Below are 23,083 nucleotides of genomic sequence, written 5' to 3'. Positions count from 1 at the left end.
TCAGGATGAAGGAGGAGATGAAGCGGCAGAGGAGGCGCTGGGTGAGGCACCGGGTGAAACGGGAGACGTGAAAGCTGTTGGCGGCCGCGTGTCGGGCCCTGTGGCGTCGAGGCGCCGGCGGGCGGTTTCGATCAATTCCAGGTCGGCGGCCAGCACGCCGGGGTTGCGCGACCTGACTGCCTGGGCGCGTTCCAGCAACAGGGCGTCCAGGCCGGTGGCGCGTGCGATCTCGACTGTGCGTTGCTTCGGATCAAGCTGTGAAAACCGGCGCAATTGCCGGGTGGCCGATTCGTGCAGCGCGCGAAGCTGCGCTGTATGCAAGGCCTTCGGCCCGTGCATATGCAGAAAACGCGCCGTACCGCGCACTTGCTCGGCCATCGAGCGCCGGTGAGCGCTTGCGGACGCTGCCAACGGCCCGAAGCGCACGCTGGCGCGCCACAGGGCCAGCGCCAGTGCCAGCAAGCCGAGCAACAGGGCGGCCCAGGCCTGGTGCCACAGCCAGGGCATGAAGGGCTCCCGGGCCTCTTCGGCGACAAACCAGAATTCAGTGCCGGCGCGCGCCTGCAATGCCGCGGCCGCCAGCTGCGCATTGTCGGCGCGCAGCAGGTTGCTATTGTCCAGCAGGTTCCATCCACCGAGCACGGTGACCGTGCCCTGGCCGACCTGCACGCGCACGGCCTCGGTGCCGGCCGTGCCGCGCAGGGACCACAGCGGTGCGGCCAGCCGATTCACCGGCAGGTACTGGGGGCTGAAATATGCGCCGCAGGCGCGATAGACACGGCTGTCGCTGTAGCTCGCGATGACCTCGGCGGGCTCTTCCAGCGCGCGGCAGTCCATGTCCTTGACGGGTTTGGCCAATGGGCGCGGCGGCACCGTGGGCGGCTCCCACTTCAAGGGGCTTTGCTCCGTGACGGGTAGCCAGTCCTTTAGCGATTTATGGCCGGCCAGGAAGCCCGGGATGACCAGATGCCCACCCTGTGCCACCCAGGCACGCAGGCGCTGCGCGCGTTCAGGGAACAGGTCCCAGTTGCGTGACACCAGCACCAGCCGGGCATGCGGCGGCGGCATGGCATCCAGGCTTTTGTGCCGCACGACCCGCGCATCCAGGGCGACCAGCAGTTTTTCGGTGGCGTAAAGCGGGTTGGTGAGGGCCTCACCCTTGGCTGGTGTGGGGGTGTCGACGTCCACCCATTCAGTGGCCGACATCAGCCAGGCGCTGCCCGCCAGCAACAGCACGCCGAGCAGGATGAGGATCAGTCGGTCCCTCATGCGATGGCTTTCGCCGGGGCGGTGGGTGCGCCCAGCCGCGCGTCAAATTCGGCGCACAGCGCCAGCACGCCGGCCGTGGGCGGCAGGCGTCCGCCATAGGCCGCCAGCTGCCAGGCGGTCACCAGTCGCGCGAAAAACTCCAGCGACATGGGCGCCAGCCGGCCCTCGCTGAGAGCCACGCATTCGCCTTCGGTGCTGGCGTTGCGGATGGGCACCGCATGCAGGTGGACCAGGCGGGAAAGCGCGCCGCGGTAGAGCAGCGACAGCGCAGGCCGCCGCTGGCCGCGCTGCCAGAGCGAGGCGACTTCGGCGCCCACGTCGTCGGGGAGGCTTTCAGGCCGTATGTCCAGGCTGCCGATATGGCTGGGCAGGGGCGCCATCCGGTGCCGGCCGCCGTCGGCCCGCACCTTCACCCAGCGCCGTATGCCGACCACCAGCCAGGCCAGGGCCAGCGCGCCCAGCGCCCACACCAGCAGGCGCGCGCCCTCGGACACCTTGGCCACCAAATCCTTGAGCCAGTTGAGGCTGTCGCGATCCTTCTTTTTGTCTTCCGGCTTTTTGTCCTGGCTCTTGAAGCGCAGGGATTTTTCGGTCTTGCTGCCGGGCAAGTTGGGATCGGCGCGAACCCGGTCGGCGGCCGATTGCACCTGCTGGCGCGAGGGCGGCTCGGCTGGCGCCGCAGCCGGGTTGGCCCACGATGGCATACCCGCCATCACGGCGCAGGCCGCGGCCCATCGCCATGAAAAGCGCCTTGCGGCGTGGCGAGAAGCCATCATGGCCGGCCTTTCGCCGCTGCGGGGCTGAAGGTGCGGCGAAATTCCTGCTCGATGTCCCAGGCCTCGAGCTCGACGCGCCGGTTCAGGTACATCGCAAATCCGGCGGCCACAAAAAAGGGCTCGATCAAACCGACGACGAAAGCGTACACCGCGGCAAAAAGCAGGCTTTGCGCCGAAGCCTCCGAGTCGAGCAGCCAACGCCAGACGTCTCCGAAGCTTCCCTCAGGAGCGAACCACAGCAGCGCCGACAGGATCGCGAGTTCGAGCGCGATCTCGACATTGGCAAAAATCATCTGCATGCCGGCGCCCGCACCACGGCGCCCGCGCAGCAATTGGTCGCGCCGCTTGCGCCTGGCGCCGCCGCGTTGGCCTTCGAGCTGATCGACGGCCTGCGTGAACGAACGCCAGGGAGACAGGCGCCGCCACAGCAGTGTCCGGAGCAACTGGCCGCCCCAGACCATCCCACGGTGCTGCCAGAGGTCGTTCCACCGCGTGGGCTGGCCGAACACCGCGCGTGACAGGATGAACAACAAGGTACGGTCAAACCAGGGCTTGAGGCAGAAAATCAACAGCCCGGGGAGCCAGCCGGCAAACTCCGCCGTGCACAGCACCAGTACGATGACGACCACATACATGGGCAGGAAAGTGCGCCAGATGGAATCGGCATGGCGGCGCACCAGTGCGACACCCAGGTCCGCGGCTTCGGCCATGGGCCGTGGCCGCAGTGCGACGGCGAGTGCATCAACCTGCATGGTGTTTTCCGGGGTCCGCGGGGACGGCGCGCGGCCTTCCCTGCCACCCGAGGTAAGCCAGCACCAGTGCCCAGCAGGCTGCGCCCGCACCATATTTCACAGCGGGCGTGACCCATCGCGCCGAAGACCAGAAAGCCTCGACGGCGGCAGCGATCAGCAGAAGGCCGATGACGCCGTAAATCACCACGATGGCATGGCGGGCCGCCAGCCGGAGCGCCTCTAGCCGGGTATGCCGGCCCGGCGCGATCAGTGCATAGCCCAGCCTGAGTCCCGCGGCGCCCGCCAGCACGATGGCGGTCAGTTCAAAGGCGCCGTGGGTGATGACGAAGGAGCAGAAGTTCTGCCCGTGGCCGGCGGCAATCAGGTAGCCGCCGACGGCGCCTATCTGCACCCCATTGAACAGCAGCACGCCGGCGCTGCCGACCCCGCCGAAGATGCCGGCCGCGAAGCAGCGAAAGCCGATGCCGATGTTGTGCATGACGTAATAGCCGAACATTTGCCAGTCACCACCGGCGTCGCGGTTGCGCCCGAAGGACCTTGCGCTGTCGCCGTACATGCCGTCGAACTGCTGCACTTGCGTCGCGTCCATCAAGTGCAGGATGAAACCGGGGTCGCGGTAAGTCGCCAGGCCGGCAGCCAGCAGCGGCAGCACGAACAGCAGGAACGCCACCAGCAGGTAGGCCCGGTGCGCGCGTACGGCTTGCGGGAAGTCAACCAGCGCCAGCCGTCCAAGGCGCGCCAGGCCGTAGTCGTGCTGCCGGTAGATCAGCCGATGCGCGCCTTGCGTCAACGTTTCGAGCCTTTGCGTCAGATGAACGGGATAGGCGCGAGCCTGCGCCAGCGCCAGGTGCTCGCAAACACGGCGGTAGAGGGTGGCCAGCCGCGCACCGTCGAACTTGCGCTGGGTTTCGGCGATACCGATCACCGTCTCGAGTTCGGTCCAGAGGGGCGCATACAGGGCTTCAAATTGCAGAGGCGTCATCGGCGCGAGTCTCCTTCACGCCGGCCCATCAGCCATTGCGCCAGCCCGAGCAGGCGTTGTGTGGCGCTGCTGCCTGGCACACCCGTGCCAAGCACGGGCTCTGCCAGCGCTGCGAGTTCGCCGAAACGTTCAGGGGTTAATCGCGTTGCACGGCCGGCCCAGGAGAGCACCGAGGCCTGTTCGGTGGCGGATAGGGGCCGTGCGGGGGCCAGCGGATCAGCCAAGGGAACATCGCCATGAAGCTTGACGGATTCGCTAAACACCACAAGGGTGCCGGCGGCCAGATCACCCAGCCGTTTGCTGTCGCTGCGCCAGAGGACGCAGAGCAGTCCGGCACCAAACAGCGCCGGCATGAAGTCGGCGGCTCGCAGGAGGTTGCGGGTCAGCGAGGCGGCAGGCGTTACCGGCAGGCCGGAATCCATCACCACACGCAAGCCCATCGCGCGCTTGCCAGGAGTGGCCGCGGCGCGGGTCAACTCGAACACCACGGGATAAAACCACTCGAGGCCGAAGTAGGTCACCAGCAGGATTGCCGCGCCCGCCTTGCCCATTACTCCGACCACTACGGCCACAGCGATAAACAGGCATGACCGTATGGCCAGGTCGATCAGGTAGGCTTGCCCGCGTGCCACGATGCCGGCGGGCCGTAAGGACAATGTGATGCCCTCCGGTGTTTCGGCCGTGTACAGCGTATCGAGGCGCGCGGTTGTCACAGGGCTGGGCTGCCTGTCAGATCTTGAAGACCACGGTGTCCGCAATCTCGTCATGCAGGCAGCGACGGGATTTCCGGAAAATCATCAGGCAGTCCAGCAGGGAATAGACCCACAGGACGACCATCATGATGCTGGCCGCGAACCCCGCGCCATATCGGAGGGCCAGGCGCTTGACGGAAACGGACTCCCCCGAAGGTCGGGCAATCCGTATCTTGAGCAAGACCTTGCCAATCGTCTGGCCCCGTGTCGCGAGCAGGTAGCCGTTGAGCACAAGAAAAATCAGGGCGCCGACACCCATGCTCACCAGATCGACGGACCACATGTCGCGTCCTTCCGTGTTCCAGGGATTGAAGGGCGTCAGTACCGACACCAGCCAAAGGAAGAGGGACTGAAAAACAGCGTCGAGCATCACGGCGCAAAATCGCCGCATGCGACTGGCCAGCTCAGGCCCGTCTGACGCCGCGACCACGTCGTCTACGCTGGCCTGCGGCGGCGCGTAGCGCGCATCGTGCTGCGGATTGTCCATCGTCCTCTCCCCATGCCTATTTTGTTGGGTTGATTCTAGGGCCTCTTAACGACATTGCTGCAAGATAGGAAGGACGTAAAAAAGGCCCGCATTTGCGGGCCTTTTGGTGAGGTGCCGCTTATGCGGCAGAGGTCGGCGCGTTTACTGGCCGGCCGATTGCTCGAAAGGCAGCTTCACAGCGCCGAGATCGCGCTTGGTCTCGACCAGCACCAGCGGGCCTTCGTCGGCGACCACCAGCGGTGGGCGCTCACGCGGTACGTGGACCGGCTTGGCTTCGGCGGCGATGGCGGCTTTGGCTTCGGCGATCTTGGCGGCATCTGAGTTGACCCACTGCAAGCCTGAGGACTGGGCGACCTGAACCAGGTCCTGCAGGGGCAAGTCGTAAGACTGAACCTTGGGCAGGCTGGCGGCAACCGGCGCAGCGGCTGGCGCCGGTGCGGGGGCAGGAGCTGCTACGGGTGCGGCAACGGCTACCGGGGCCACGTAAGCTGGAGCCGGTACAGCAGCCGGAGCGGCGGCAGCTACCGGCGCTACAAATTCAGGAGCTGCTTGCGCACGCTGCTCTTGGGCTTGTGGCTGATTTGGCTCTAAAGATTCGCCTTGACCGCTTGCCTGTCCGGCGTCTGCGGGTTGCTCGCTGCGTTCACCGTTTTCGCCGCGTTCGCGGCGGTCACGGCCATAGCGGTCGCGGCTACGGCGTTCGCGTGGCTGGCGTTGCTCTTCGCCCTGGCCGTTTTGTGCAGGAGCGATCACATTGCCGGCATCGTCCAGTACGGGGGCTGCCGCTGCGGCTTCAGGGTTGAAGCCGGCGCTGCCTTCAGCGGCAGCATTCTGGCCTTCGGCGCCTTCAGGGCGGTCTGTGCGGCGGTCGTTGCGACGGCCGTTGCGGTCGCCGCGGTCACGGCGGCCTTCACCACGCTCTCCACGCGGCTCACGGTTGCCTTGTGGGCGTTCGCCGTCTTGCGGTGCGCGTTCCTGGCGCGGCTCGCCGGCTTCACCGCCCATGGCTGCTGCCATGGCGGCCTGGTTGGCCAGTGCGAGGTCCTGCTCGACGGAGTCGCGCTGAATGCGCTCACCACCGCGCTCGCCACGTTCACCGCGCTCGCGGCGGCCGCGGCCTTCGCGGCCGGGGTTTTCGCTGCGGGGCTGGTCGCCGGCATTTTCAGGACGGCTTTCGCCGCGGGCTTCACCGGCTGGGCGTTCCTGGCGGCCGGCTTCGTTGCGGCCTTCCGGGTTGCGTTCGCGGCGCTCGCCGCCACGGCCTTCATTGCGGCCTTCGCCGCGGCCCTGGCCCTCTGGGCGTGGTTCGCGTCCTTCGCGGTTTTCGCCTCGGCCTTCACCGCCGCGTCCTTCGCTGCGGCCGCGGCCACCGCGGCGGCCGTCGCGGCCTCCGCGTTCGCCGCCACGGTCCGAACGCTCACCGCGTCCATCACCACGGCCATCGCGGCCTTCACGCCGGCCTTCGCCGCGCTCGTCTTTTTTCACTTCTTTGGCGGCAGGTGCCGGAGCTGGTGTTTCCGCGCCGCCGAACAGGCTCTTGATCCAGCCGAAGAAGCCTTTTTCTGCAGGCGCAGCTGCTGCCGGGGCAGGGCGGCGCGACTGGGGCTTGGGAGCCGCTTGTGGCGCCACTTCCGGCTTGGGCGGGGCCACAGGTGCGGGTGCATCGGGCAAGACGCCCTTGATGATGGGCTCCTGCTTGTTGTGCTTTTCCTGGCTGCGGCGCGTGACGGTGGTCGGATCCTCGATTTCGTCGGCCATCTTGTAGCTGGCGGCGATGTTGTCCAGGCGCGGGTCGTCGTGTTTCAGGCGTTCAAGGCGGTAGTTGGGGGTCTCCAGCGTCTTGTTGGGCACCAGCAGCACGTTGATGCGCTGCTTGACTTCGATCTTGGCGATCTCGGAGCGCTTTTCATTCAGCAGGAAAGACGCCACGTCAACCGGGACCTGGCACAACACCGAGGCCGTGCTGTCCTTGAGGGACTCTTCCTGGATGATGCGCAGGATCTGCAGCGCCGAGCTTTCGGTGTCGCGGATATGGCCAGAGCCGCCGCAACGCGGGCAGGGGATGGACGCGCCTTCCGACAGGGCGGGGCGCAGGCGCTGGCGGCTCATTTCCATGAGGCCGAATTTGCTGATGGTGCCGAACTGCACGCGGGCGCGGTCTTGCCGCAGCGCGTCGCGCAGGCGGTTTTCCACGTCGCGGCGGTTGCGCGACTCTTCCATGTCGATAAAGTCGATGACGATCAGGCCGCCCAGATCGCGCAAACGCATCTGGCGCGCCACTTCGTCGGCGGCTTCGAGGTTGGTGCGGGTGGCGGTTTCTTCGATGTCGCCGCCCTTGATGGCGCGAGCGGAGTTGACGTCGACCGACACCAGTGCTTCGGTGTGGTCGATCACGATGGCGCCGCCTGAGGGCAACTGCACGGTACGGGCATAAGCCGACTCGATCTGGTGCTCGATCTGGAAGCGGCTGAACAGCGGCGCGTCGTCGCGGTAGCGCTTGACGCGGTGCTCGTGCTCGGGCATCACGTGGGCCATGAACTGGCGGGCCTGTTCATAGACGTCGTCGGTGTCAAAGAGGATGTCGCCGATGTCGCTGTTGAAGTAGTCGCGGATGGCGCGGATCACGAGGCTGGATTCCTGGTAAATCAGGTAGGCGCCTTTGCCGCCCTTGCCAGCGCCGTCAATGGCGGTCCAGAGCTTGAGCAGGTAGTTCAAGTCCCACTGGAGCTCTGGCGCGCTGCGGCCGATACCGGCGGTGCGCGCAATGATGGACATCCCGTTGGGATATTCCAGCTGGTCCATATTCTCCTTGAGCTCGGCCCGGTCTTCGCCTTCGATACGGCGGCTTACGCCACCGCCGCGAGGATTGTTCGGCATCAGGACCACATAGCGGCCTGCCAGGGAGACGAAGGTGGTGAGGGCTGCGCCCTTGTTGCCGCGCTCTTCTTTTTCGACCTGGACCAGCAGTTCCTGGCCTTCACGGATCACATCGTTGATGCGCGCTTGGTTGACGGGCACACCCTGGGCGAAGTATTGCTTGGAGATTTCCTTGAACGGCAGGAAGCCGTGGCGGTCTTCGCCGTAGTCGACGAAGCAGGCTTCCAGCGAGGGCTCGACGCGGGTGACGACGGCCTTGTAGATGTTGCCCTTGCGCTGTTCGCGCCCTTCAATTTCAATTTCGTAGTCGAGGAGTTTTTGTCCATCGACGATCGCCAGACGGCGTTCTTCAGCCTGTGTGGCGTTTACCAGCATCCGTTTCATGGGTAGCCTTCCTTATCGTTCTTCGTTTTGATGTCATGTCTTGAACATCAATCACATGCCCAAAATGGGCCAACGACGCCGGAGGGACGCAGTGCGAACTGGAGGAATTGCCGGAGAGCTTTTGACAGCGCGCGGCCGACCGAAGTGAATCGGTCAGCGACGTGGTCTGGGCGTAGGCGCGTGGATGGAGCGAGCAGGGGTCAAACGGGTGGTTGCTACAAAAAGAGTAGCTGCTTGCGCCCACTGTACAAGGGCTGGCGGCTGATTTATGCCAAAAGCAGGGCCCACGAATGTCGTGAGGCGCCGCAGGCACATATAAATCAGACTGACCAGTGTTGTCATCAGAGGGCTACCCGTTAAAGGACTTGATCTCGACTGGATCCGCATGCAGCCTGTTGTTCATGACTTGGGCTGCACACATGGTATTCCGTAGTGTTGTTCGCAAAACGTCGACTCTTCTACCGTGCAAAGACGCTCGCCGCGAGGTGCCTGGCACTCGTCGCTTGCGGGCAATTGCCGGCGTGGGCATCGACCTTCCAGCAAGGCTGCTTGTTTGCCTTTTCAGGGCCGGGGACTTGCGTGGACTAAACTCCAGACAAATCAACCACTTACAGCGCATCGCTAGTGAAACACATTATAGGGTCAGCAAAGGGCTTGGCAAGGAAACCCGGGAAAACACCGGTATGGCCGCCCGCAGCCGTGTCCGCGTCCACCCCGGCACCATCCAATCCCCAGGCGGCGGCCCCGGCTGCGCCGCAGGCCACGCTGGTGACGGTAGATGAAGACTATGCGGGCCAGCGCCTCGACAATTTCCTGATCCGCCAACTCAAGGGCGTGCCCAAAACCCATGTCTACCGCATCATCCGAAGCGGTGAAGTGAGGGTTAACAAGGGCCGGGCGCAGGCCGATACGCGGGTGGAGACCGGCGACATCGTGCGCCTGCCGCCGGTTCGCACCTCTGAGCGGGCCGGGCAAAAGGCCGAGGCCATGGCCCAGGAAATCGCCCGCCACGGCGCGAGTTCGACCACGGGCGGCTATGCGCCGTCCCGCGAATTCCCGATTCTTTTTGAGGACGACTTTGTGCTGGCCATCGACAAACCGGCCGGTGTGGCGGTGCACGGTGGCAGCGGCGTGAGCTTCGGCGTGATCGAACAGCTGCGCATGGCCAGGCCCGAAGCCGACTTTCTGGAGCTGGTGCACCGGCTGGACCGCGAAACCAGCGGCATCTTGCTGATCGCCAAGCGGCGCATGGCGCTCAAGCTGCTGCAGGAGCAGTTCCGGGAGCGCGAAACCGACAAGGTCTATCTGGCCCTCGTCGGAGGCGACTGGCCGGCCAATCACCGCGTGATCGACAAAGCGTTGCACAAGTATTTGTTGCCCGATGGCGAGCGGCGTGTGAAAGTGGTGCCCAACGACCACCCCGATGGCATGCGTTCGGTGACGCTGGTCAAGGTCAAGTCGGCTTTTCCCGCCAGTCTGCTGACGCCCGCAACGCCCTTTACCTTGCTCGAAGTCACGATCAAGACCGGCCGCACCCACCAGATCCGCGTGCACCTGTCCAATGAAGGTCATCCGATTGCCGGCGACGACAAGTATGGCGACTTTGAACTGAACCGGGCGCTGCAGAGGTCCGCCCCGGGCACGGTATCGCTCAAACGCATGTTTCTGCACGCCTGGAGCCTGAAATTTAACCACCCCAAACTGCGCAAGGTCGTGCACCTGCAGGCGCCTTTGCCGCCTGAACTGCAACAGTTTTTACCGGCGCAGGTTTCTACATGATTCGCGGGGGCCCTGAAGCGCTTGGCTCAAACAGCGCAGCCAAGCCGATACGGGGAAAGTTCAGCGGCCTGGCCGCAACAGTGCTGATGTTTGTTTTTGCCGGTCCTGCCCTGTACGGTGTGGCGTATTACCTGGTGGCAGGTGAGCTGGGGCGCGGCGAATTCCGGTGGAGCGAAGTGCCCTCGGTCATCTTTTGGCCGCTTTTGACGGAGTTCATGTTCTGGGTGTCGTGGGGGAGTGTTGAAACGATGCTTCTGGTTCCGCTCCCCACCCTTTTGGCGGCCGCGGTTTTTTGGCTGTTGAACGGGCGGGTGATTCCTTCCTTGAACGCCGTGTCTGCATTTCGTTTTGTTGTTTCCAGATCGGCAATCTGCCTGGTGGTTTGTGTGTGCGCTTTTGTGGCCCTGAATCCGGGGACAGTGACACAAGGATGGGATGCGCTGTATTTTTACAACCCCCACAACCGGCATCCGTTCGACGACTCAGGGTGGGGGTTTCTTGAAAACTATGGACCGCTGTTCCATTTGACGGTGCTCGGCCTGGCAAGCGTCTTGTTGGGCGCAATTCACGGGTTCTCGTCGTGGTGGCTCCGTAAAAACCGGAACAATTGACGCCTGCATTTCAACGTTTGTCCATGTGCGCGCATAGGCCGGCCTTCCCTAAGACAATATATCCCCATGCAAACCCGAAATTTCGACCTGATCGCTTTCGATTGGGATGGCACGCTGTTTGATTCGACCAAAATCATCGTGCGCTGTATCCAGGCCGCAGTGCGTGATGTCGGCGGCACGGTCCCCACCGACAAGGAAGCCGGCTACGTCATCGGCCTGGGCCTCATGCAGGCACTGGCTCATGCGGCGCCTGATGTACCCCCTGAAAAGTATCCCCAACTGGGCGAGCGATACCGCCATCACTATGCCGCGCATTACGACGACTTGAGCCTGTTTGAGGGCGTGCTTCCCTTGCTCGACGCTTTGAAAGCGCGCGGTCACCTGCTCGCGGTGGCCACCGGCAAGTCGCGCCGCGGCCTTGACGAAGTACTGCGCACCGTAGAGCTCAAAGGCGTGTTCGACGGATCCCGCACGGCTGACGAGACGGCAGGCAAGCCCGATCCGCGCATGCTGCATGAGCTCATGGCGGAGTTCGGTATTCCCGCGGGGCGCGTGCTGATGGTGGGCGACACCACCCATGACCTCCAGATGGCGGTCAATGCTGCTTGTGCCAGTGTGGGGGTGAGTTATGGCGCGCATGAGCCGGACACATTTACCGCGCTGTCGCCGCGCCATGTCGCGCATTCGGTGCAGGAACTGCACGACTGGCTGCTGGCCAACGGGTAGCCTTTCGATGACGTCCACGGACCCCCGGCAAGCTTTGTGCAATAGCCGCGACCTGCTTGAAGGCGGGTTGGCGGTGCCGTTCGATGTCATTTATGCCGGGCAGACCTGCCGCGCCTTTGCGGTCCGTTACGAAGGAATGGTCCACGCGTATCTCAATCGCTGCACCCATGTCGCGATGGAGCTGGACTGGCAGCCCAACCGGGTGTTTGATTCCGGGGGGCAGTGGCTGTTATGCGCCAGCCATGGCGCCGTTTACCGTCCGGATACCGGCCTGTGCGCCGGCGGGCCTTGCCAGGGAGGGCTGGTCAAAATCGAGCTTTCAGAAATCGAAGGGGTTGTTTATTGGCATTCTGCTTACAACCTTAAACCGCTACAGTTCTAATACCTCTCTAAACTATCGCCCATGAACGACCCCCATCGCCCCGACCCTCCCATGGACTCTGATTCGTTGCGCGAATCTGATTTCCGGCCCAACCAGCCGGAGTCCCTTCCGCCTTATTCCCAGGCCAAAAAATCCGCCGCTGATCCTTCCGCCAGCCCCGGCTGGGAGCGCGCGACGCTTGAGAAACTGGCTTTTGCTGCGCTGAACGAGCAAAAGGCGACGCGACGCTGGAAAACCTTTGTGCGCCTGTCCTGGCTGGCGTTTTTCATCGCTCTGGTATGGATGGCACTACATCGCGGCACGCCTGCCAGCGATGCGACTGTTCCGCACACGGCCGTGGTGGAAATCAAGGGTGAAATCGCCGCGGGCGCCGACGCCAGCGCCGAGTTCGTCAACGCGGCGCTGCGTGCCGCCTTTGAAGACGAAGGCGCCAAGGCGGTCGTGCTGCTGATCAATTCGCCCGGCGGCAGCCCGGTGCAGGCCGGCATGATGAACGACGAAATCCTGCGCCTGAAGGCCAAGCACAAGAAGCCGGTTTACGCTGTGGTCGAAGAAACCTGTGCCTCGGCCGCTTATTACATCGCCGTCTCGGCCGACAAGATTTACGTCGACAAGGCCAGTATTGTGGGCAGCATCGGTGTGCTGATGGATGGTTTTGGCTTCACAGGCTTGATGGACAAACTGGGCGTGGAGCGCCGCTTGCTGACGGCCGGCGAAAACAAGGGATTTCTTGATCCGTTCAGCCCGCAAAGCGAAAAACAAAAGGTCTTTGCACAGGCCATGCTGGACCAGATCCACCAGCAGTTCATCGCGGTGGTCAAAGCCGGCCGCGGTAAACGCCTGAAGGAAACGCCCGAGATGTTCAGCGGCCTGTTCTGGAGCGGCCAGCAGGCGGTGGAACTGGGCCTGGCCGATCAGCTAGGCAACCTGGAGTATGTGGCCCGAGAAGTGGTCAAGACCGACGAGATCATTGACTACACCCGTCGCGACAATGTGGCCGAACGGCTGGCCAAGAAGTTTGGCGCGGCGATGGGCGAGGGTGCCATGAAGGCCTTCAAGGCGATCCCGGCGCTTCGCTAGGGCGACTTGAGAAGGCGATGGCCTTTGTCAAAAAGCCCGCTTCGCGCGGGCTCTTTTGTTCGTGTCTGGCGCTTTAGCGGCCGATACAGAAGACGGTTGGCAATTCCAGTGGCGCCTGGAGCTTGTCGCGTTTCCAGCCGCTGACCTGCGCGCTGCGGGACCAGCCTTTGGTCATTGTCAGGCCGCAGCTCAGCGCCAGCCGGGTGTTGCCCTGCAGCGTTTGCAGCAGTGACTGGAACAAGGCCGCGTTGCGATAGGGTGTTTCGATGAAGAGCTGGGTCTGGCCGGATTTGAGCGCCAGGGATTCCAGTTCCCGGATGCGCTGGACGCGCTCGGCCGGTGCCTGCGGCAAATACCCGGCAAACGCAAAATGCTGGCCGTTCAGGCCGCTCGCTGCCAGCGCCAGCATCAGCGACATCGGGCCCGTCAGCGGCACAACCTCCAGCCCCAGGTCATGGGCGGCGCGTACCACGGAGGATCCGGGATCGGCAATGGCAGGCATGCCGGCTTCGCTGACCAGGCCCATGTCGCGGCCTTCCACGGCCGCCATCAACAGGGGGCGCGCGTCGAAGTTGCCGGTATGGTCGCCTTTTTTGTGAACCTCCCGTGGCAGCTCCTGGATTTGCTGCGACTGCAGCGGCGCGCTGAGCGGCTGCAGCGCGTCGATACGCTTGAGGTAGGCGCGCGTGCTTTTGGCGTTTTCGCAGATCCAGCAGGAGAGCCTGGCGGCGATTTGCACGGTGCCCAGCGGCATGACATCCTGCAGAGGGGCAAGGTCGTCGCAGCCGAAGTCGAGCGGCGCGGGCACCAGGTAAAGTTTCCCTTTCGCTGCGCCGCTCATGGCTGGCTCCCGTAGGCTGAAAGCAGCCTCACGCCTGCGGCTTCGATGAGCCTGCAGGTGCGGATCAGCGGCAAGCCGATCAGCGCAGTCGGGTCGTCGTTGTCGATCGATTCAAGCAGTGCAATGCCGAGGCCTTCGCTTTTGGCGCTGCCCGCGCAATCGTACGGTTGCTCGGTGCGCAGGTAGTTTTCAATTTCGTCATCCGTCAGCGCGCGGAATTTCACCCTCACTGCGGCCAGGCTTTGCGCTTCATAGCCGCTGTCCAGGCACACGACGGCCACAGCCGTCTGAAAAATGACGGTTTGCCCTCGCATCCTGCGGAGCTGGGCGACGGCTTTTTCGTGGGTGCCCGGCTTGCCGAGCGGCTGGCCGTCGAGGTCGGCGACCTGGTCGGAACCGATGACAACCGCGCCGGGAAATGCCGCAGCAACAGCCCGGGCCTTGGCCAGGGCCAGCCGCTCGGCCAGGGGGCCAGGGAGCTCGCCGGCATGGGGCGTTTCGTCCACGTCGGGCGCGACCACCTCAAACGGGATATGCAGCCGCTGCAGCAATTCCCGGCGATAGCGGGAGGTCGAACCCAAAATCAGGGGGCGGTCTTGTCCGGTGTGTCCGGAGATTGCGGCGAGGTCGGGGGCGGGGTTCATGCCTTGATTCTCTTACACTGCACTCATGTCCAGATCCCTGCAGCCCAACCGACTCAACATGACCGCTTTCGCCCAGGATGGCGTAGCGCTTTCCGAGACTACTTTGCTACGAAATATGGAGCGCCTTGCGCACGAAGCGCAAGGGCTACAGGCCGATTCGGCGGTGAAATGGCAGGCGGTCGGCGAGCTACGCCCGCGCCCGGGCGCTGAAGACGACGTATGGTTGCATCTGACGGCCGAGGCCGTGGTGCCTTTGACCTGCCAGCGCTGCATGGGTGTGGTTGCCACACCTGTAGAGGTCGACCAGTGGTACCGCTTTGTGGCCAATGAAGACATCGCCATGGCCGAGGACGACCAGTCTGAAGAAGACTTGCTGGTGATGGCGCCCCAGTTCGATTTGCTCGCTGTGCTGGAAGATGAATTGCTGATGGCCCTGCCGCTGGTGCCCATGCATGAGGTGTGCCCTGTCGCGCCCAAACTGCAGGCGGGCGACCTTGGTGACAATGCAGATTCGGTGGGCGAGGTTGGTGAAAAACCCAATCCCTTTGCGGTTCTGGCGCAGCTTAAAGCAAAAAAGTAGTAATTTAGAATTACTTATTTCTCAGGTAAAACTCCTAGATTTGTCGGCATTTCACCAGTCGCGGGTTGAGGTGATGAAATTTGTCTCGCATCGAGCTATAATCAAAGGCTTCGCGTACCAATGCGGTGAATACGGTTACATGGCGTTTAGACCGCCTTGGGCCGATATTCAGGTCCAGCTGTCTGAACTCGGATTTTGGTGCGTAATTTACCAACCTTACACCCCATCAGGAGCGGATCATGGCCGTCCAGCAGAACAAAAAGTCACCTTCGAAGCGCGGCATGCACCGCTCGCACAACGCACTCACCGTGCCAGGCATTGCCGTGGAATCCACCACCGGCGAAACCCACCTGCGCCACCACATCAGCCCTACCGGTTTTTACCGTGGCCGCAAGGTGCTGAAAACCAAATCCGAAGCGTAATTCCACGCTTTGAGCATGGGCCCGCACTCATCCTGCGGGCCTTTCTTTTGCCTGAATTCCACTCTCTCTTGACTGCACCGGTCGCCCCATGATCAGGATCGCTGTCGATGCCATGGGCGGCGATATCGGCCCAGCCGTTACGCTCCCGGCCAGCCTGGCATTTCTGGATGGCCATCCGGATGCTGCTGTGGTGCTGGTCGGCCAGCCTGAAGTCCTCGCGGGGCACCCGTTGTACCCCCGCCTTCAGGTCCATCCGCGCTGCCAGATCGTTCCGGCCAGCGAGATCGTCACCATGGACGATCCCATCGAGATCGCCTTGCGGCGCAAGAAGAACTCCTCGATGCGGGTCGCGATGAACCAGGTCAAGGATGGTGTGGCCCAAGCGGCCGTATCGGCCGGCAATACCGGCGCCTTGATGGCCATTGCCCGCTACGTCCTCAAAACCCTGGAGGGCATAGACCGTCCGGCCATTGCTACCCAGCTGCCCAATGCCTTGGGTGGCGCCACCACGGTGCTGGACCTGGGTGCCAATGTCGATTGCACCGAAGATCACCTGCTGCAGTTTGCCGTGATGGGATCCGCCCTGGTGGCAGCCATCACCAGCAACCCCACGCCCAGTGTCGGCCTGCTCAATATTGGCGAAGAAGCGATAAAAGGCAGTGAAATTATCAAAAAAGCCGGTGAGTTGTTGCGTTCTGCGTCTAATTCCGGTGATTTGAATTTTTACGGGAATGTCGAAGGTAACGATATTTTCAAGGGAACGACCGATATCGTCGTCTGTGACGGTTTTGTGGGCAACGTCGCGCTCAAGGCTAGTGAAGGTCTTGCAAGCATGATCGGGGGCTTCATAAAGGCTGAGTTTTCCCGCAATATCTTGACAAAAATTGCGGCCATCATTGCCTATCCGGTGCTAACTGCGTTTAAAAATCGAGTTGACCACAGGCGGTACAACGGCGCCGCCTTGCTCGGTCTGCAAGGCCTGGTTTTCAAAAGCCACGGCTCAGCGGACGCCTTTGCTTTTGAGACGGCGCTGAATCGGGCTTATGATGCGGCTCGGAACAATTTGCTTGAGAGAGTGCGCGAACGCATAGCCCATGCGGCCCCTTTGCTGGTGGCAGCGCAGGCGGCGCCCCCTGCTGATGCGCCCGTCGACACCCCTTCAATGTCAGTTGACTCAGCAGTCTCAACACCGGCCACTTATTAATGACCCGTTACTCACGCATCACCGGCACCGGTAGTTATTTGCCGCCGCGCCGACTGACCAATGCCGAACTGGCCGCCGACCTGGCGACCCGGGGTGTGGAAACCTCCGATGAATGGATTGTGGAGCGCACCGGCATCCGGGCCCGCCACTTTGCCGCGTCCGACGTGACCAGCAGCGATCTGGGTGTAGAAGCCGCCAAAAATGCACTGCAGGCTGCGGGTCTGCAGGCTGCGGACATCGACCTCATCATCGTGGCGACCTCGACCCCGGACATGGTGTTTCCCTCGGCGGCCTGCATTTTGCAGAACAAACTGGGCATCGCCGGTTGCCCGGCCTTTGACGTGCAAGCTGTGTGCAGCGGATTCGTCTATGCATTGACCGTGGCTGACGCCATGATCCGCACCGGTTCGGCCAGCAAGGCGCTGGTGATCGGTGCGGAAGTGTTCTCGCGCATCCTGGACTTTTCAGACCGGACCACCTGTGTGCTTTTTGGCGACGGCGCCGGCGCCGTGGTGCTCGAGGCCTCGGACACGCCCGGCATTCTTGCCAGCGACCTGCATGCCGACGGCAAGCATGTCGGCATCCTGTGTGTGCCGGGCAATGTCTCGGGTGGTCAGATCCTGGGCGACCCCTTGCTCAAGATGGATGGCCAAGCCGTGTTCAAGCTGGCTGTGGGCGTGCTCGAAAGCGCCGCGCGCGCTACGCTGGCAAAAGCCAACATGACCGATGCCGACATCGACTGGCTGATCCCGCACCAGGCCAACATCCGCATCATGCAGAGCACGGCCAAAAAACTGAAGATGCCGCTCGAGAAGCTGATTGTCACCGTCGATCAGCACGGAAACACCTCCGCAGCCTCTATCCCGCTCGCGCTGGATGTGGCCGTACGCAGCGGCAAGATCCAAAAAGGCGACACCCTCATGCTCGAAGGCGTGGGCGGCGGCTTTACCTGGGGTGCGGTGCTTCTCAACTATTGAGTGGCTCCCACCCATCTGCCAGGCTTTCACAGACAGGTGGGCATTTGAATTTCAGACCGTCCGGTGCATGGGATCGCCTTGCAGCAGCCTTGCTGGTGCTGGCTTTTGCCTTGGCTGGATGGAAAATCCTGCAGCGCCCACCGGCCACCCCTTTTGCGGCATTGGCGGCCAGCCCTTCGGCTGGTGCCGTCAAATCCGTGCCACGCACCGGCTTGCCGGCGCAGCAGATTTCGCCGGACGGCCGCTTTCGTTTTGATGCGCAATTTGTCTCATCTTCTCCCGGCCAGGCCGTGCATGCGGCCTCCCTCGTGGAGTTGCGTGATGGCCGCTTGCGCGCGGTCTGGTTTTCGGGCTCGCGCGAAGGCGCGGGGGATGTCACCATCCAGACCGCAGTGATGGACCCCGCCAGCCTGCGCTGGAGCGCAGAAAGCACGTTGTTCAACCGTCAAACACTTCAGCAGGGCCTGTGGCGCTATGTCAAGAAACTGGGCAATCCGGTGATTGCTCGCGCGCCCGATGGCTCACTCTGCCTGTGGATGGTCAACGTTTCATTGGGCGGATGGGCGGGCAGCTCCATCAGCTGGGCGCGTTCCACGGATGAAGGCGCGACCTGGAGCATGCCACGCCGCCTGGTGACGTCGCCCTTCCTGAACATCAGTACGCTGGTCAAAGGAGCACCCGTCAGCTTTGAAAGCGGCGAGACCGGCTTGCCGGTGTACCACGAGTTCGTCACCAAATTCGGCGAAGTCCTGCGCATCAACGCTCTGGGCCAGGTCATCGACAAAGTTCGCGTTCCCGGTAGCCGCACCGGTTTGCAGCCGGTGGTGCTGGTTTCGGGGCCAGAGAAGGCGCAGGTCTATATGCGCTCAGGCAATGCCACGGCGCTGATGGTTTCAGATACCACGGATGCCGGCAAGACCTGGTCGCGCGCGTCTGCAAGCATCTGGCCCAATCCGGACTCCGCTGTGGCCGGCGTCGTGACGAACATCGGCACGCAATGGCTGGCCCTGAACCCGGCGCCCCGAAATCGCGAAATGCTGGCCTTGCTGAAAACAGAGGCGGGCGGCTCGTTTGATGGGGTGGCGCCATGGATCGTGGAGTCGTCCGCCAATCCGCAGGTCCGCACGTCCCTCGGCGACTACGAGCGCCTGTTGACGCAGGAACTCAAGGCCCGCGGCGCCCGCGACGACGAAGCTCAGGCCTATGTGGCCAGCGCGCGGCGCCAACTGTGCGGTGGCCAGAGCTGCTCCCAGGAGTTTTCTTATCCTTACTTGCTGCAGACCCGCGACGGCTACCTGCATCTCGTCTATACCTGGCATCGCACGCGCATCAAGCACGTGCGGCTGGACCCCCTGCAAACCCTCCAGGCCGCGCAAGCGGCGACCGGCCATGCTTCCTCCGGCAAATGATCTGATCGCCTTGCTCGGCATTGATCTGGCGCTCAGCGCCGGTTGTCTGCGGCTGCTGGGCTGGCGGCGTGGCGTCGCGCCGTGGGGCAAGTTTGCTACTGCTGCGGTGTTTGTACTTCTGTGGTGCCCGGTGGGCCCGGCCCGCTTACCGCTCGTGGCCTATGTGCGCGGCATCAGCTCGGATCTGAGCATTTCTTTAGTGTCACTCGCCTGCCTGGGCATGTACCAGCGCCTGTCGGGCGTCCGCTTGATGGATAACCGCGAGTGCATGCTGGTGAGTGTTGTCCTGGCTGTGGGCGCTTTGTTTTTGTACCCGTTGGCCCTGGGCTGGGGAGACTGGGATGCCTACCGGCTCGGCTGGGGTTCGCCAGTTCTCTGGGCGGCGCTTCTGGCGCTGTCGCTGGCATGCTGGGCCAGGGGATTTCGTTTGCTGCCCGTGCTGATCGCTCTGGCTTTACTGGCCTGGGCTGCGGGGTCGCTGGAGTCCACCAATTTGTGGGACTACCTGATAGACCCCTGGCTGGCCGTTGCGGCTATCTATCAGTGCATCAAATCGGCTGTCGGATGGGGTTTTGCACGGCTGCGTGGTGCGCACAATGGCGCTATACCGTCGTCAGTCTGACAGACTGTGCTTCAAAAAATGACTGTTCATCTTCTTAAAATGCATGCGGATGCTTTTCGGCGACCCAAGAATTCGACCCATGGAGTAATCATTTGAAATCGTTTGCTATTGTTTTTCCCGGCCAGGGCTCGCAGTCGGTCGGCATGCTGGACGCCTGGGGCGACCATCCGGTGGTTGCGCAGACGTTGGCCGAAGCCTCCGAGGCGCTGGGCGAGGATGTCGGCCGGCTGATCAAGGACGGCCCCAAGGACGCGCTGGCGCTGACCACGAACACGCAGCCTGTCATGCTGGTCGCCGGTGTGGCGGCTTACCGTGCCTGGATGGCCGAAACCGGTACCGCGCCGGCCGCCGTCGCGGGTCACTCGCTGGGCGAATACTCTGCTCTGGTGGCCTCGGGTGTGCTGACACTCGCGCAAGCCGCGCCGTTGGTGCGCTTTCGTGCGCAGGCCATGCAGGACGCCGTACCGGTCGGCATAGGCGCGATGGCGGCCATTCTGGGCATGGAAGCCTCCAAAGTGATTGAAGGCTGTGCCGAGGCCGCGCGCAGCTTCGGGGCCAACACCACCGAAGTGGTCGAAGCCGTCAATTTCAACGATCCGATGCAGACCGTCATCGCGGGCAGCAAGGCTGCGGTTGAGAAAGCCTGCGAAGTGCTCAAGGCCAACGGTGCCAAGCGCGCCTTGCCCCTGCCGGTGTCGGCTCCCTTCCACTCCAGCCTGATGAAGCCCGCGGCCGAGAAGCTGCGCGAAAAGCTGGCCGTCGTCGAGTTCGCAGCGCCGAAAATCCCGGTCATCAACAACATCGAGGTAGCCGTCGAGACTGACGCTGACCGCATTCGCGCGGCGCTGTACGGGCAGGCTTTCGGCCCCGTGCGTTGGGTGGAATGCGTGCAGGCCATCAAGGCACGCGGCCTCACGACGCTGGTCGAGTGCGGGCCTGGCAAGGTGCTGGCCGGCATGGCCAAAAGAATCGATCCCGAATTGACGGGTGTCCCCCTGTTTGATCCCGCCTCCCTGGCGGAAGTGAAGGAGTTACTGGCATGAGCGAAGTCAAGTTTGAAGGCCAGGTCGCACTGGTCACCGGCGCATCGCGCGGTATTGGCGCGGCCATTGCGCTGGAGCTGGCCCAAAAAGGCCTCAAAGTGATAGGCACGGCGACCAGCGATGAAGGCGCGGCCAAAATCGGCCAGGCCCTTGCGGCTTTTCCGGGTTGCGCCGGCAAAAACCTGAATGTGAACGACGTTACCGCCGCCGAAGCGCTGATCGACGCCATCGTCAAGGAGCACGGTGGCCTGCAGGTGCTGGTCAACAACGCGGGCATCACACGCGACATGCTGGCAATGCGGCTCAAGGATGACGATTGGGATGCGGTGCTGGACACCAACCTCAAGGCCGTGTTCCGCATGAGCCGCGCCGTGATGCGCACCATGATGAAGCAGCGCTACGGCCGCATCATCAGCATCACATCCGTCGTTGGTGCCTCGGGCAACGCGGGCCAATCCAATTACGCGGCGGCCAAGGCCGGCGTGGCCGGCATGACGCGCGCACTGGCTCGCGAGCTCGGCTCGCGTAACATCACTGTCAATTGCGTGGCGCCAGGCTTTATCGAGACCGACATGACCGCCGGATTGCCGGAAGAGCAGCAAAAAGCACTTTTGGGGCAGATCCCGCTGGGCCATCTTGGCAAACCGCAAGACATTGCGCACGCTGTGGCCTTTGTGGCAAGTCCACAGGCGGCCTACATCACAGGCCAGGAGATTCACGTCAACGGCGGCATGTATATGTAGCTCTTGAAGCGTCAGCCCTGCAGTTTCATGAAAACAGCGGGCTGAGAGTGGTAAAACACGGGAAATCGAAGCCGGTTTTTATCCGTCCGGCGCGGTGCTTAGGGAAACGACTCTAACGCGGTAAAATCACGGATTAATTTACAACCCTCAGAGGGAACTATGAGCGATATCGAAGCACGTGTTAAGAAAATCATTGCCGAACAACTCGGCGTGGAAGAAGGCCAGGTCACCAGCGAAAAAGCCTTTGTGGCCGATCTGGGCGCTGACTCCCTTGACACCGTAGAACTGGTTATGGCTCTGGAAGACGAGTTCGGCATTGAGATTCCCGACGAAGACGCCGAGAAGATCACCACCGTGCAGAACGCGATTGACTACGCAAACACCCATCAAAAGGCTTGAGGCAAGGCTTTCGCCTGCCTCCGCCGTCATCAAGCCTGAAAAGTCATTCCAGGGCTTTTCGGGTTCTTCTCAGGATTTTTGAATGAGCCGTCGTCGTGTCGTCGTGACAGGTCTGGGTTGTGTCAGCCCGGTAGGTAATACCGTGGCTGAATCCTGGGCCAATCTGATTGCCGGTGTACCCGGAATTGATCTGATCACGCAGTTTGATGCAAGCAACTTTGCCTGCAAATTTGCCGGTGAGGTCAAAGGCTTCAATATCGCGGATTACATTCCCGAAAAAGAAGCGCGGCACATGGATCGCTTCATTCATCTGGGTCTGGCTGCAGCTTTCCAGGCGGTGGCCGACAGCGGCTTGCCGACGGGCGAGGCGCTAGACGGCGAACTGGCGACCCGCATTGGCTGCAATATCGGTTCGGGCATCGGCGGTTTGCCGATGATCGAGCAAATGCATTCCGAGCTGGTCAATCGCGGCCCGCGCCGGGTGTCTCCGTTTTTTGTACCTGCCTCGATCATCAACATGATTTCCGGGCATGTATCCATCAAATTCGGCTTTAAAGGCCCCAACGTTGCGGTCGTAACGGCCTGCACGACCGGACTTCATGCCATCGGCCTGTCGGCGCGCATGATTGAATATGGCGATTGCGACGTGATGGTGGCCGGTGGCGCTGAGTCCTGCGTCTCTCCGCTGGGCGTAGGCGGCTTTGCCGCAGCGCGTGCCCTGTCCACCCGCAACGAAGACCCGAAAACAGCATCTCGCCCTTGGGACAAGGACCGTGATGGTTTTGTGCTGGGTGAGGGCGGCGGTGTGCTGGTTCTCGAAGAGTACGAGCATGCCAAAGCGCGCGGCGCCAGAATTTATGCTGAACTGACCGGGTTCGGCATGAGCGCAGACGCATATCACATGACAGCGCCCGATGTCGACGGACCGCGCCGCTCCATGGTCATGGCGTTGAAGAACGCAGGTGTCAATGCCGACGAAGTCCAGTACCTCAACGCGCATGGCACGTCCACACCGCTGGGCGACCTGAACGAGACAAACGCCGTCAAGGCTGCGTTCGGCAGCCACGCTAAAAACATGGTGGTCAGCTCGACCAAATCCATGACGGGTCACCTTTTGGGCGGCGCCGGCGGCATTGAGTCGGTGTTTACGGTGCTTTCGCTGTATCACCAGAAAATTCCGCCGACCATCAATATCTTCAACCAGGATCCCGAGTGCGACCTGGACTACTGTGCCAATACCGCGCGTGACGCAAAAATCGAGGTTGCCGTCAAAAACAATTTCGGGTTCGGCGGCACCAACGGTACGCTGGTCTTCAAGCGCGCCTGATTTCCCGGCTCACGC

At 62.7% G+C, this 23,083-nt stretch carries 24 protein-coding genes; 15 read left to right on the top strand and 9 right to left on the bottom strand.

Translation table 11 applies throughout. From position 1 onward, the window contains the following. The 7 genes from ACXJKE_RS04750 to ACXJKE_RS04720 all read right to left on the bottom strand — a co-directional run bounded on the left by ACXJKE_RS04750 (position 1) and on the right by ACXJKE_RS04720 (position 8,279). Positions 1 to 1,269 carry a DUF4350 domain-containing protein gene (locus ACXJKE_RS04750; RefSeq protein ID WP_457279405.1) on the bottom strand — a complete coding sequence of 423 codons (1,269 nt, stop codon included), beginning with the start codon at positions 1,267 to 1,269 and terminating at the stop codon, positions 1 to 3. Then, positions 1,266 to 2,045: a DUF4129 domain-containing protein gene (locus ACXJKE_RS04745; RefSeq protein WP_457279404.1), complete on the bottom strand. Its 780-nt coding sequence runs from the start codon at positions 2,043 to 2,045 to the stop codon at positions 1,266 to 1,268. Before ACXJKE_RS04745 ends, ACXJKE_RS04750 begins: the two co-directional genes overlap by 4 nt. Beyond that, complete coding sequence (locus ACXJKE_RS04740) at positions 2,042 to 2,797, bottom strand: hypothetical protein (protein ID WP_457279403.1); 756 nt, start codon at positions 2,795 to 2,797, stop codon at positions 2,042 to 2,044. The genes ACXJKE_RS04745 and ACXJKE_RS04740 overlap by 4 nt, the downstream gene beginning before the upstream one ends. Further along, positions 2,787 to 3,779 carry a stage II sporulation protein M gene (locus ACXJKE_RS04735; RefSeq protein WP_457279402.1) on the bottom strand — a complete coding sequence of 331 codons (993 nt, stop codon included), beginning with the start codon at positions 3,777 to 3,779 and terminating at the stop codon, positions 2,787 to 2,789. Before ACXJKE_RS04735 ends, ACXJKE_RS04740 begins: the two co-directional genes overlap by 11 nt. Then, a complete protein-coding gene (locus tag ACXJKE_RS04730) occupies positions 3,776 to 4,492 on the bottom strand; it encodes an RDD family protein (RefSeq protein WP_457279401.1) in 717 nt (238 codons plus the stop codon). The genes ACXJKE_RS04735 and ACXJKE_RS04730 overlap by 4 nt, the downstream gene beginning before the upstream one ends. Before the next feature lie 16 nt (positions 4,493 to 4,508). Then, on the bottom strand, positions 4,509 to 5,018 hold the full coding sequence (locus ACXJKE_RS04725; protein ID WP_457279400.1) for an RDD family protein: 510 nt from the start codon (positions 5,016 to 5,018) through the stop codon (positions 4,509 to 4,511). A 141-nt stretch (positions 5,019 to 5,159) separates the two neighbouring features. Further along, positions 5,160 to 8,279, bottom strand: a complete 3,120-nt coding sequence (locus ACXJKE_RS04720) for an Rne/Rng family ribonuclease (protein WP_457279399.1) — start codon at positions 8,277 to 8,279, stop codon at positions 5,160 to 5,162. A gap of 624 nt (positions 8,280 to 8,903) precedes the next feature. Between ACXJKE_RS04720 and ACXJKE_RS04715 the strand changes: the two genes are divergently transcribed. From ACXJKE_RS04715 to ACXJKE_RS04695, 5 genes are all read left to right on the top strand, one after another. Continuing rightward, on the top strand, positions 8,904 to 10,058 hold the full coding sequence (locus ACXJKE_RS04715) for an RluA family pseudouridine synthase (protein WP_457279398.1): 1,155 nt from the start codon (positions 8,904 to 8,906) through the stop codon (positions 10,056 to 10,058). Further along, positions 10,055 to 10,669, top strand: coding sequence for a hypothetical protein (locus ACXJKE_RS04710; protein WP_457279397.1), 615 nt, complete (start codon positions 10,055 to 10,057; stop codon positions 10,667 to 10,669). Before ACXJKE_RS04715 ends, ACXJKE_RS04710 begins: the two co-directional genes overlap by 4 nt. Positions 10,670 to 10,735: 66 nt before the next feature. Continuing rightward, positions 10,736 to 11,395 carry an HAD family hydrolase gene (locus ACXJKE_RS04705; RefSeq protein ID WP_457279396.1) on the top strand — a complete coding sequence of 220 codons (660 nt, stop codon included), beginning with the start codon at positions 10,736 to 10,738 and terminating at the stop codon, positions 11,393 to 11,395. Positions 11,396 to 11,402: 7 nt separating this feature from the next. Further along, positions 11,403 to 11,777, top strand: coding sequence for a Rieske (2Fe-2S) protein (locus ACXJKE_RS04700; protein WP_457279395.1), 375 nt, complete (start codon positions 11,403 to 11,405; stop codon positions 11,775 to 11,777). 21 nt (positions 11,778 to 11,798) lie between these two features. After that, positions 11,799 to 12,857, top strand: a complete 1,059-nt coding sequence (locus ACXJKE_RS04695) for a S49 family peptidase (RefSeq protein ID WP_457279394.1) — start codon at positions 11,799 to 11,801, stop codon at positions 12,855 to 12,857. 73 nt (positions 12,858 to 12,930) lie between these two features. Here the strand turns inward: ACXJKE_RS04695 and ACXJKE_RS04690 are convergent, their stop codons facing one another. Then, on the bottom strand, positions 12,931 to 13,698 hold the full coding sequence (locus tag ACXJKE_RS04690) for an SAM-dependent methyltransferase (protein ID WP_457279393.1): 768 nt from the start codon (positions 13,696 to 13,698) through the stop codon (positions 12,931 to 12,933). Next, the gene (locus ACXJKE_RS04685; RefSeq protein WP_457279392.1) at positions 13,695 to 14,342 is read right to left on the bottom strand and encodes a Maf family nucleotide pyrophosphatase; all 648 of its coding nucleotides are present in this window, start codon (positions 14,340 to 14,342) and stop codon (positions 13,695 to 13,697) included. Before ACXJKE_RS04685 ends, ACXJKE_RS04690 begins: the two co-directional genes overlap by 4 nt. A gap of 25 nt (positions 14,343 to 14,367) precedes the next feature. Here ACXJKE_RS04685 and ACXJKE_RS04680 point away from each other — a divergent pair, with 25 nt between their 5' ends. The 10 genes from ACXJKE_RS04680 to fabF all read left to right on the top strand — a co-directional run bounded on the left by ACXJKE_RS04680 (position 14,368) and on the right by fabF (position 23,068). Next, the gene (locus tag ACXJKE_RS04680) at positions 14,368 to 14,922 is read left to right on the top strand and encodes a YceD family protein (RefSeq protein WP_457279391.1); all 555 of its coding nucleotides are present in this window, start codon (positions 14,368 to 14,370) and stop codon (positions 14,920 to 14,922) included. A 239-nt stretch (positions 14,923 to 15,161) separates the two neighbouring features. Further along, the gene (gene rpmF / locus ACXJKE_RS04675) at positions 15,162 to 15,344 is read left to right on the top strand and encodes a 50S ribosomal protein L32 (protein WP_007873878.1); all 183 of its coding nucleotides are present in this window, start codon (positions 15,162 to 15,164) and stop codon (positions 15,342 to 15,344) included. Positions 15,345 to 15,432: 88 nt separating this feature from the next. Next, positions 15,433 to 16,548 carry a phosphate acyltransferase PlsX gene (plsX, locus tag ACXJKE_RS04670; RefSeq protein ID WP_457279390.1) on the top strand — a complete coding sequence of 372 codons (1,116 nt, stop codon included), beginning with the start codon at positions 15,433 to 15,435 and terminating at the stop codon, positions 16,546 to 16,548. Beyond that, positions 16,548 to 17,525, top strand: coding sequence for a beta-ketoacyl-ACP synthase III (locus ACXJKE_RS04665; RefSeq protein ID WP_457279389.1), 978 nt, complete (start codon positions 16,548 to 16,550; stop codon positions 17,523 to 17,525). The genes plsX and ACXJKE_RS04665 overlap by 1 nt, the downstream gene beginning before the upstream one ends. Positions 17,526 to 17,569: 44 nt before the next feature. Further along, positions 17,570 to 18,934, top strand: coding sequence for a sialidase family protein (locus tag ACXJKE_RS04660; RefSeq protein ID WP_457279388.1), 1,365 nt, complete (start codon positions 17,570 to 17,572; stop codon positions 18,932 to 18,934). Continuing rightward, on the top strand, positions 18,915 to 19,556 hold the full coding sequence (locus tag ACXJKE_RS04655) for a hypothetical protein (protein WP_457279387.1): 642 nt from the start codon (positions 18,915 to 18,917) through the stop codon (positions 19,554 to 19,556). Before ACXJKE_RS04660 ends, ACXJKE_RS04655 begins: the two co-directional genes overlap by 20 nt. Before the next feature lie 92 nt (positions 19,557 to 19,648). After that, positions 19,649 to 20,599 (top strand): ACP S-malonyltransferase, encoded by a 951-nt coding sequence (fabD, locus tag ACXJKE_RS04650; RefSeq protein ID WP_457279386.1) that lies wholly within the window; start codon positions 19,649 to 19,651, stop codon positions 20,597 to 20,599. Further along, positions 20,596 to 21,342: a 3-oxoacyl-ACP reductase FabG gene (fabG, locus tag ACXJKE_RS04645; protein ID WP_457279385.1), complete on the top strand. Its 747-nt coding sequence runs from the start codon at positions 20,596 to 20,598 to the stop codon at positions 21,340 to 21,342. Before fabD ends, fabG begins: the two co-directional genes overlap by 4 nt. Before the next feature lie 159 nt (positions 21,343 to 21,501). Further along, the gene (acpP, locus tag ACXJKE_RS04640; protein ID WP_011484542.1) at positions 21,502 to 21,741 is read left to right on the top strand and encodes an acyl carrier protein; all 240 of its coding nucleotides are present in this window, start codon (positions 21,502 to 21,504) and stop codon (positions 21,739 to 21,741) included. A gap of 82 nt (positions 21,742 to 21,823) precedes the next feature. Continuing rightward, the gene (gene fabF / locus ACXJKE_RS04635) at positions 21,824 to 23,068 is read left to right on the top strand and encodes a beta-ketoacyl-ACP synthase II (protein WP_457279384.1); all 1,245 of its coding nucleotides are present in this window, start codon (positions 21,824 to 21,826) and stop codon (positions 23,066 to 23,068) included. Positions 23,069 to 23,083: the final 15 nt, after the last annotated feature.

The organism is Polaromonas sp. P5_D5, assembly GCF_054049435.1.
The sequence above is the reverse complement of the archived record's forward strand: the minus strand, read 5'-3'. Positions and strand labels throughout refer to the sequence as shown.

Excerpts from the sequence above, each read along its gene's own strand:
- ACXJKE_RS04750 (WP_457279405.1), bottom strand. The coding sequence starts at position 1,269 with ATGAGGGACCGACTGATCCTCATCCTGCTCGGCGTGCTGTTGCTGGCG.
- ACXJKE_RS04745 (WP_457279404.1), bottom strand. The coding sequence starts at position 2,045 with ATGATGGCTTCTCGCCACGCCGCAAGGCGCTTTTCATGGCGATGGGCC.
- ACXJKE_RS04740 (WP_457279403.1), bottom strand. The coding sequence starts at position 2,797 with ATGCAGGTTGATGCACTCGCCGTCGCACTGCGGCCACGGCCCATGGCC.
- ACXJKE_RS04735 (WP_457279402.1), bottom strand. The coding sequence starts at position 3,779 with ATGACGCCTCTGCAATTTGAAGCCCTGTATGCGCCCCTCTGGACCGAA.
- ACXJKE_RS04725 (WP_457279400.1), bottom strand. The coding sequence starts at position 5,018 with ATGGACAATCCGCAGCACGATGCGCGCTACGCGCCGCCGCAGGCCAGC.
- ACXJKE_RS04720 (WP_457279399.1), bottom strand. The coding sequence starts at position 8,279 with ATGAAACGGATGCTGGTAAACGCCACACAGGCTGAAGAACGCCGTCTG.
- ACXJKE_RS04710 (WP_457279397.1), top strand. The coding sequence starts at position 10,055 with ATGATTCGCGGGGGCCCTGAAGCGCTTGGCTCAAACAGCGCAGCCAAG.
- ACXJKE_RS04705 (WP_457279396.1), top strand. The coding sequence starts at position 10,736 with ATGCAAACCCGAAATTTCGACCTGATCGCTTTCGATTGGGATGGCACG.
- ACXJKE_RS04700 (WP_457279395.1), top strand. The coding sequence starts at position 11,403 with ATGACGTCCACGGACCCCCGGCAAGCTTTGTGCAATAGCCGCGACCTG.
- ACXJKE_RS04695 (WP_457279394.1), top strand. The coding sequence starts at position 11,799 with ATGAACGACCCCCATCGCCCCGACCCTCCCATGGACTCTGATTCGTTG.
- ACXJKE_RS04690 (WP_457279393.1), bottom strand. The coding sequence starts at position 13,698 with ATGAGCGGCGCAGCGAAAGGGAAACTTTACCTGGTGCCCGCGCCGCTC.
- ACXJKE_RS04685 (WP_457279392.1), bottom strand. The coding sequence starts at position 14,342 with ATGAACCCCGCCCCCGACCTCGCCGCAATCTCCGGACACACCGGACAA.
- ACXJKE_RS04680 (WP_457279391.1), top strand. The coding sequence starts at position 14,368 with ATGTCCAGATCCCTGCAGCCCAACCGACTCAACATGACCGCTTTCGCC.
- rpmF (WP_007873878.1), top strand. The coding sequence starts at position 15,162 with ATGGCCGTCCAGCAGAACAAAAAGTCACCTTCGAAGCGCGGCATGCAC.
- plsX (WP_457279390.1), top strand. The coding sequence starts at position 15,433 with ATGATCAGGATCGCTGTCGATGCCATGGGCGGCGATATCGGCCCAGCC.
- ACXJKE_RS04665 (WP_457279389.1), top strand. The coding sequence starts at position 16,548 with ATGACCCGTTACTCACGCATCACCGGCACCGGTAGTTATTTGCCGCCG.
- ACXJKE_RS04655 (WP_457279387.1), top strand. The coding sequence starts at position 18,915 with ATGCTTCCTCCGGCAAATGATCTGATCGCCTTGCTCGGCATTGATCTG.
- fabG (WP_457279385.1), top strand. The coding sequence starts at position 20,596 with ATGAGCGAAGTCAAGTTTGAAGGCCAGGTCGCACTGGTCACCGGCGCA.
- acpP (WP_011484542.1), top strand. The coding sequence starts at position 21,502 with ATGAGCGATATCGAAGCACGTGTTAAGAAAATCATTGCCGAACAACTC.
- fabF (WP_457279384.1), top strand. The coding sequence starts at position 21,824 with ATGAGCCGTCGTCGTGTCGTCGTGACAGGTCTGGGTTGTGTCAGCCCG.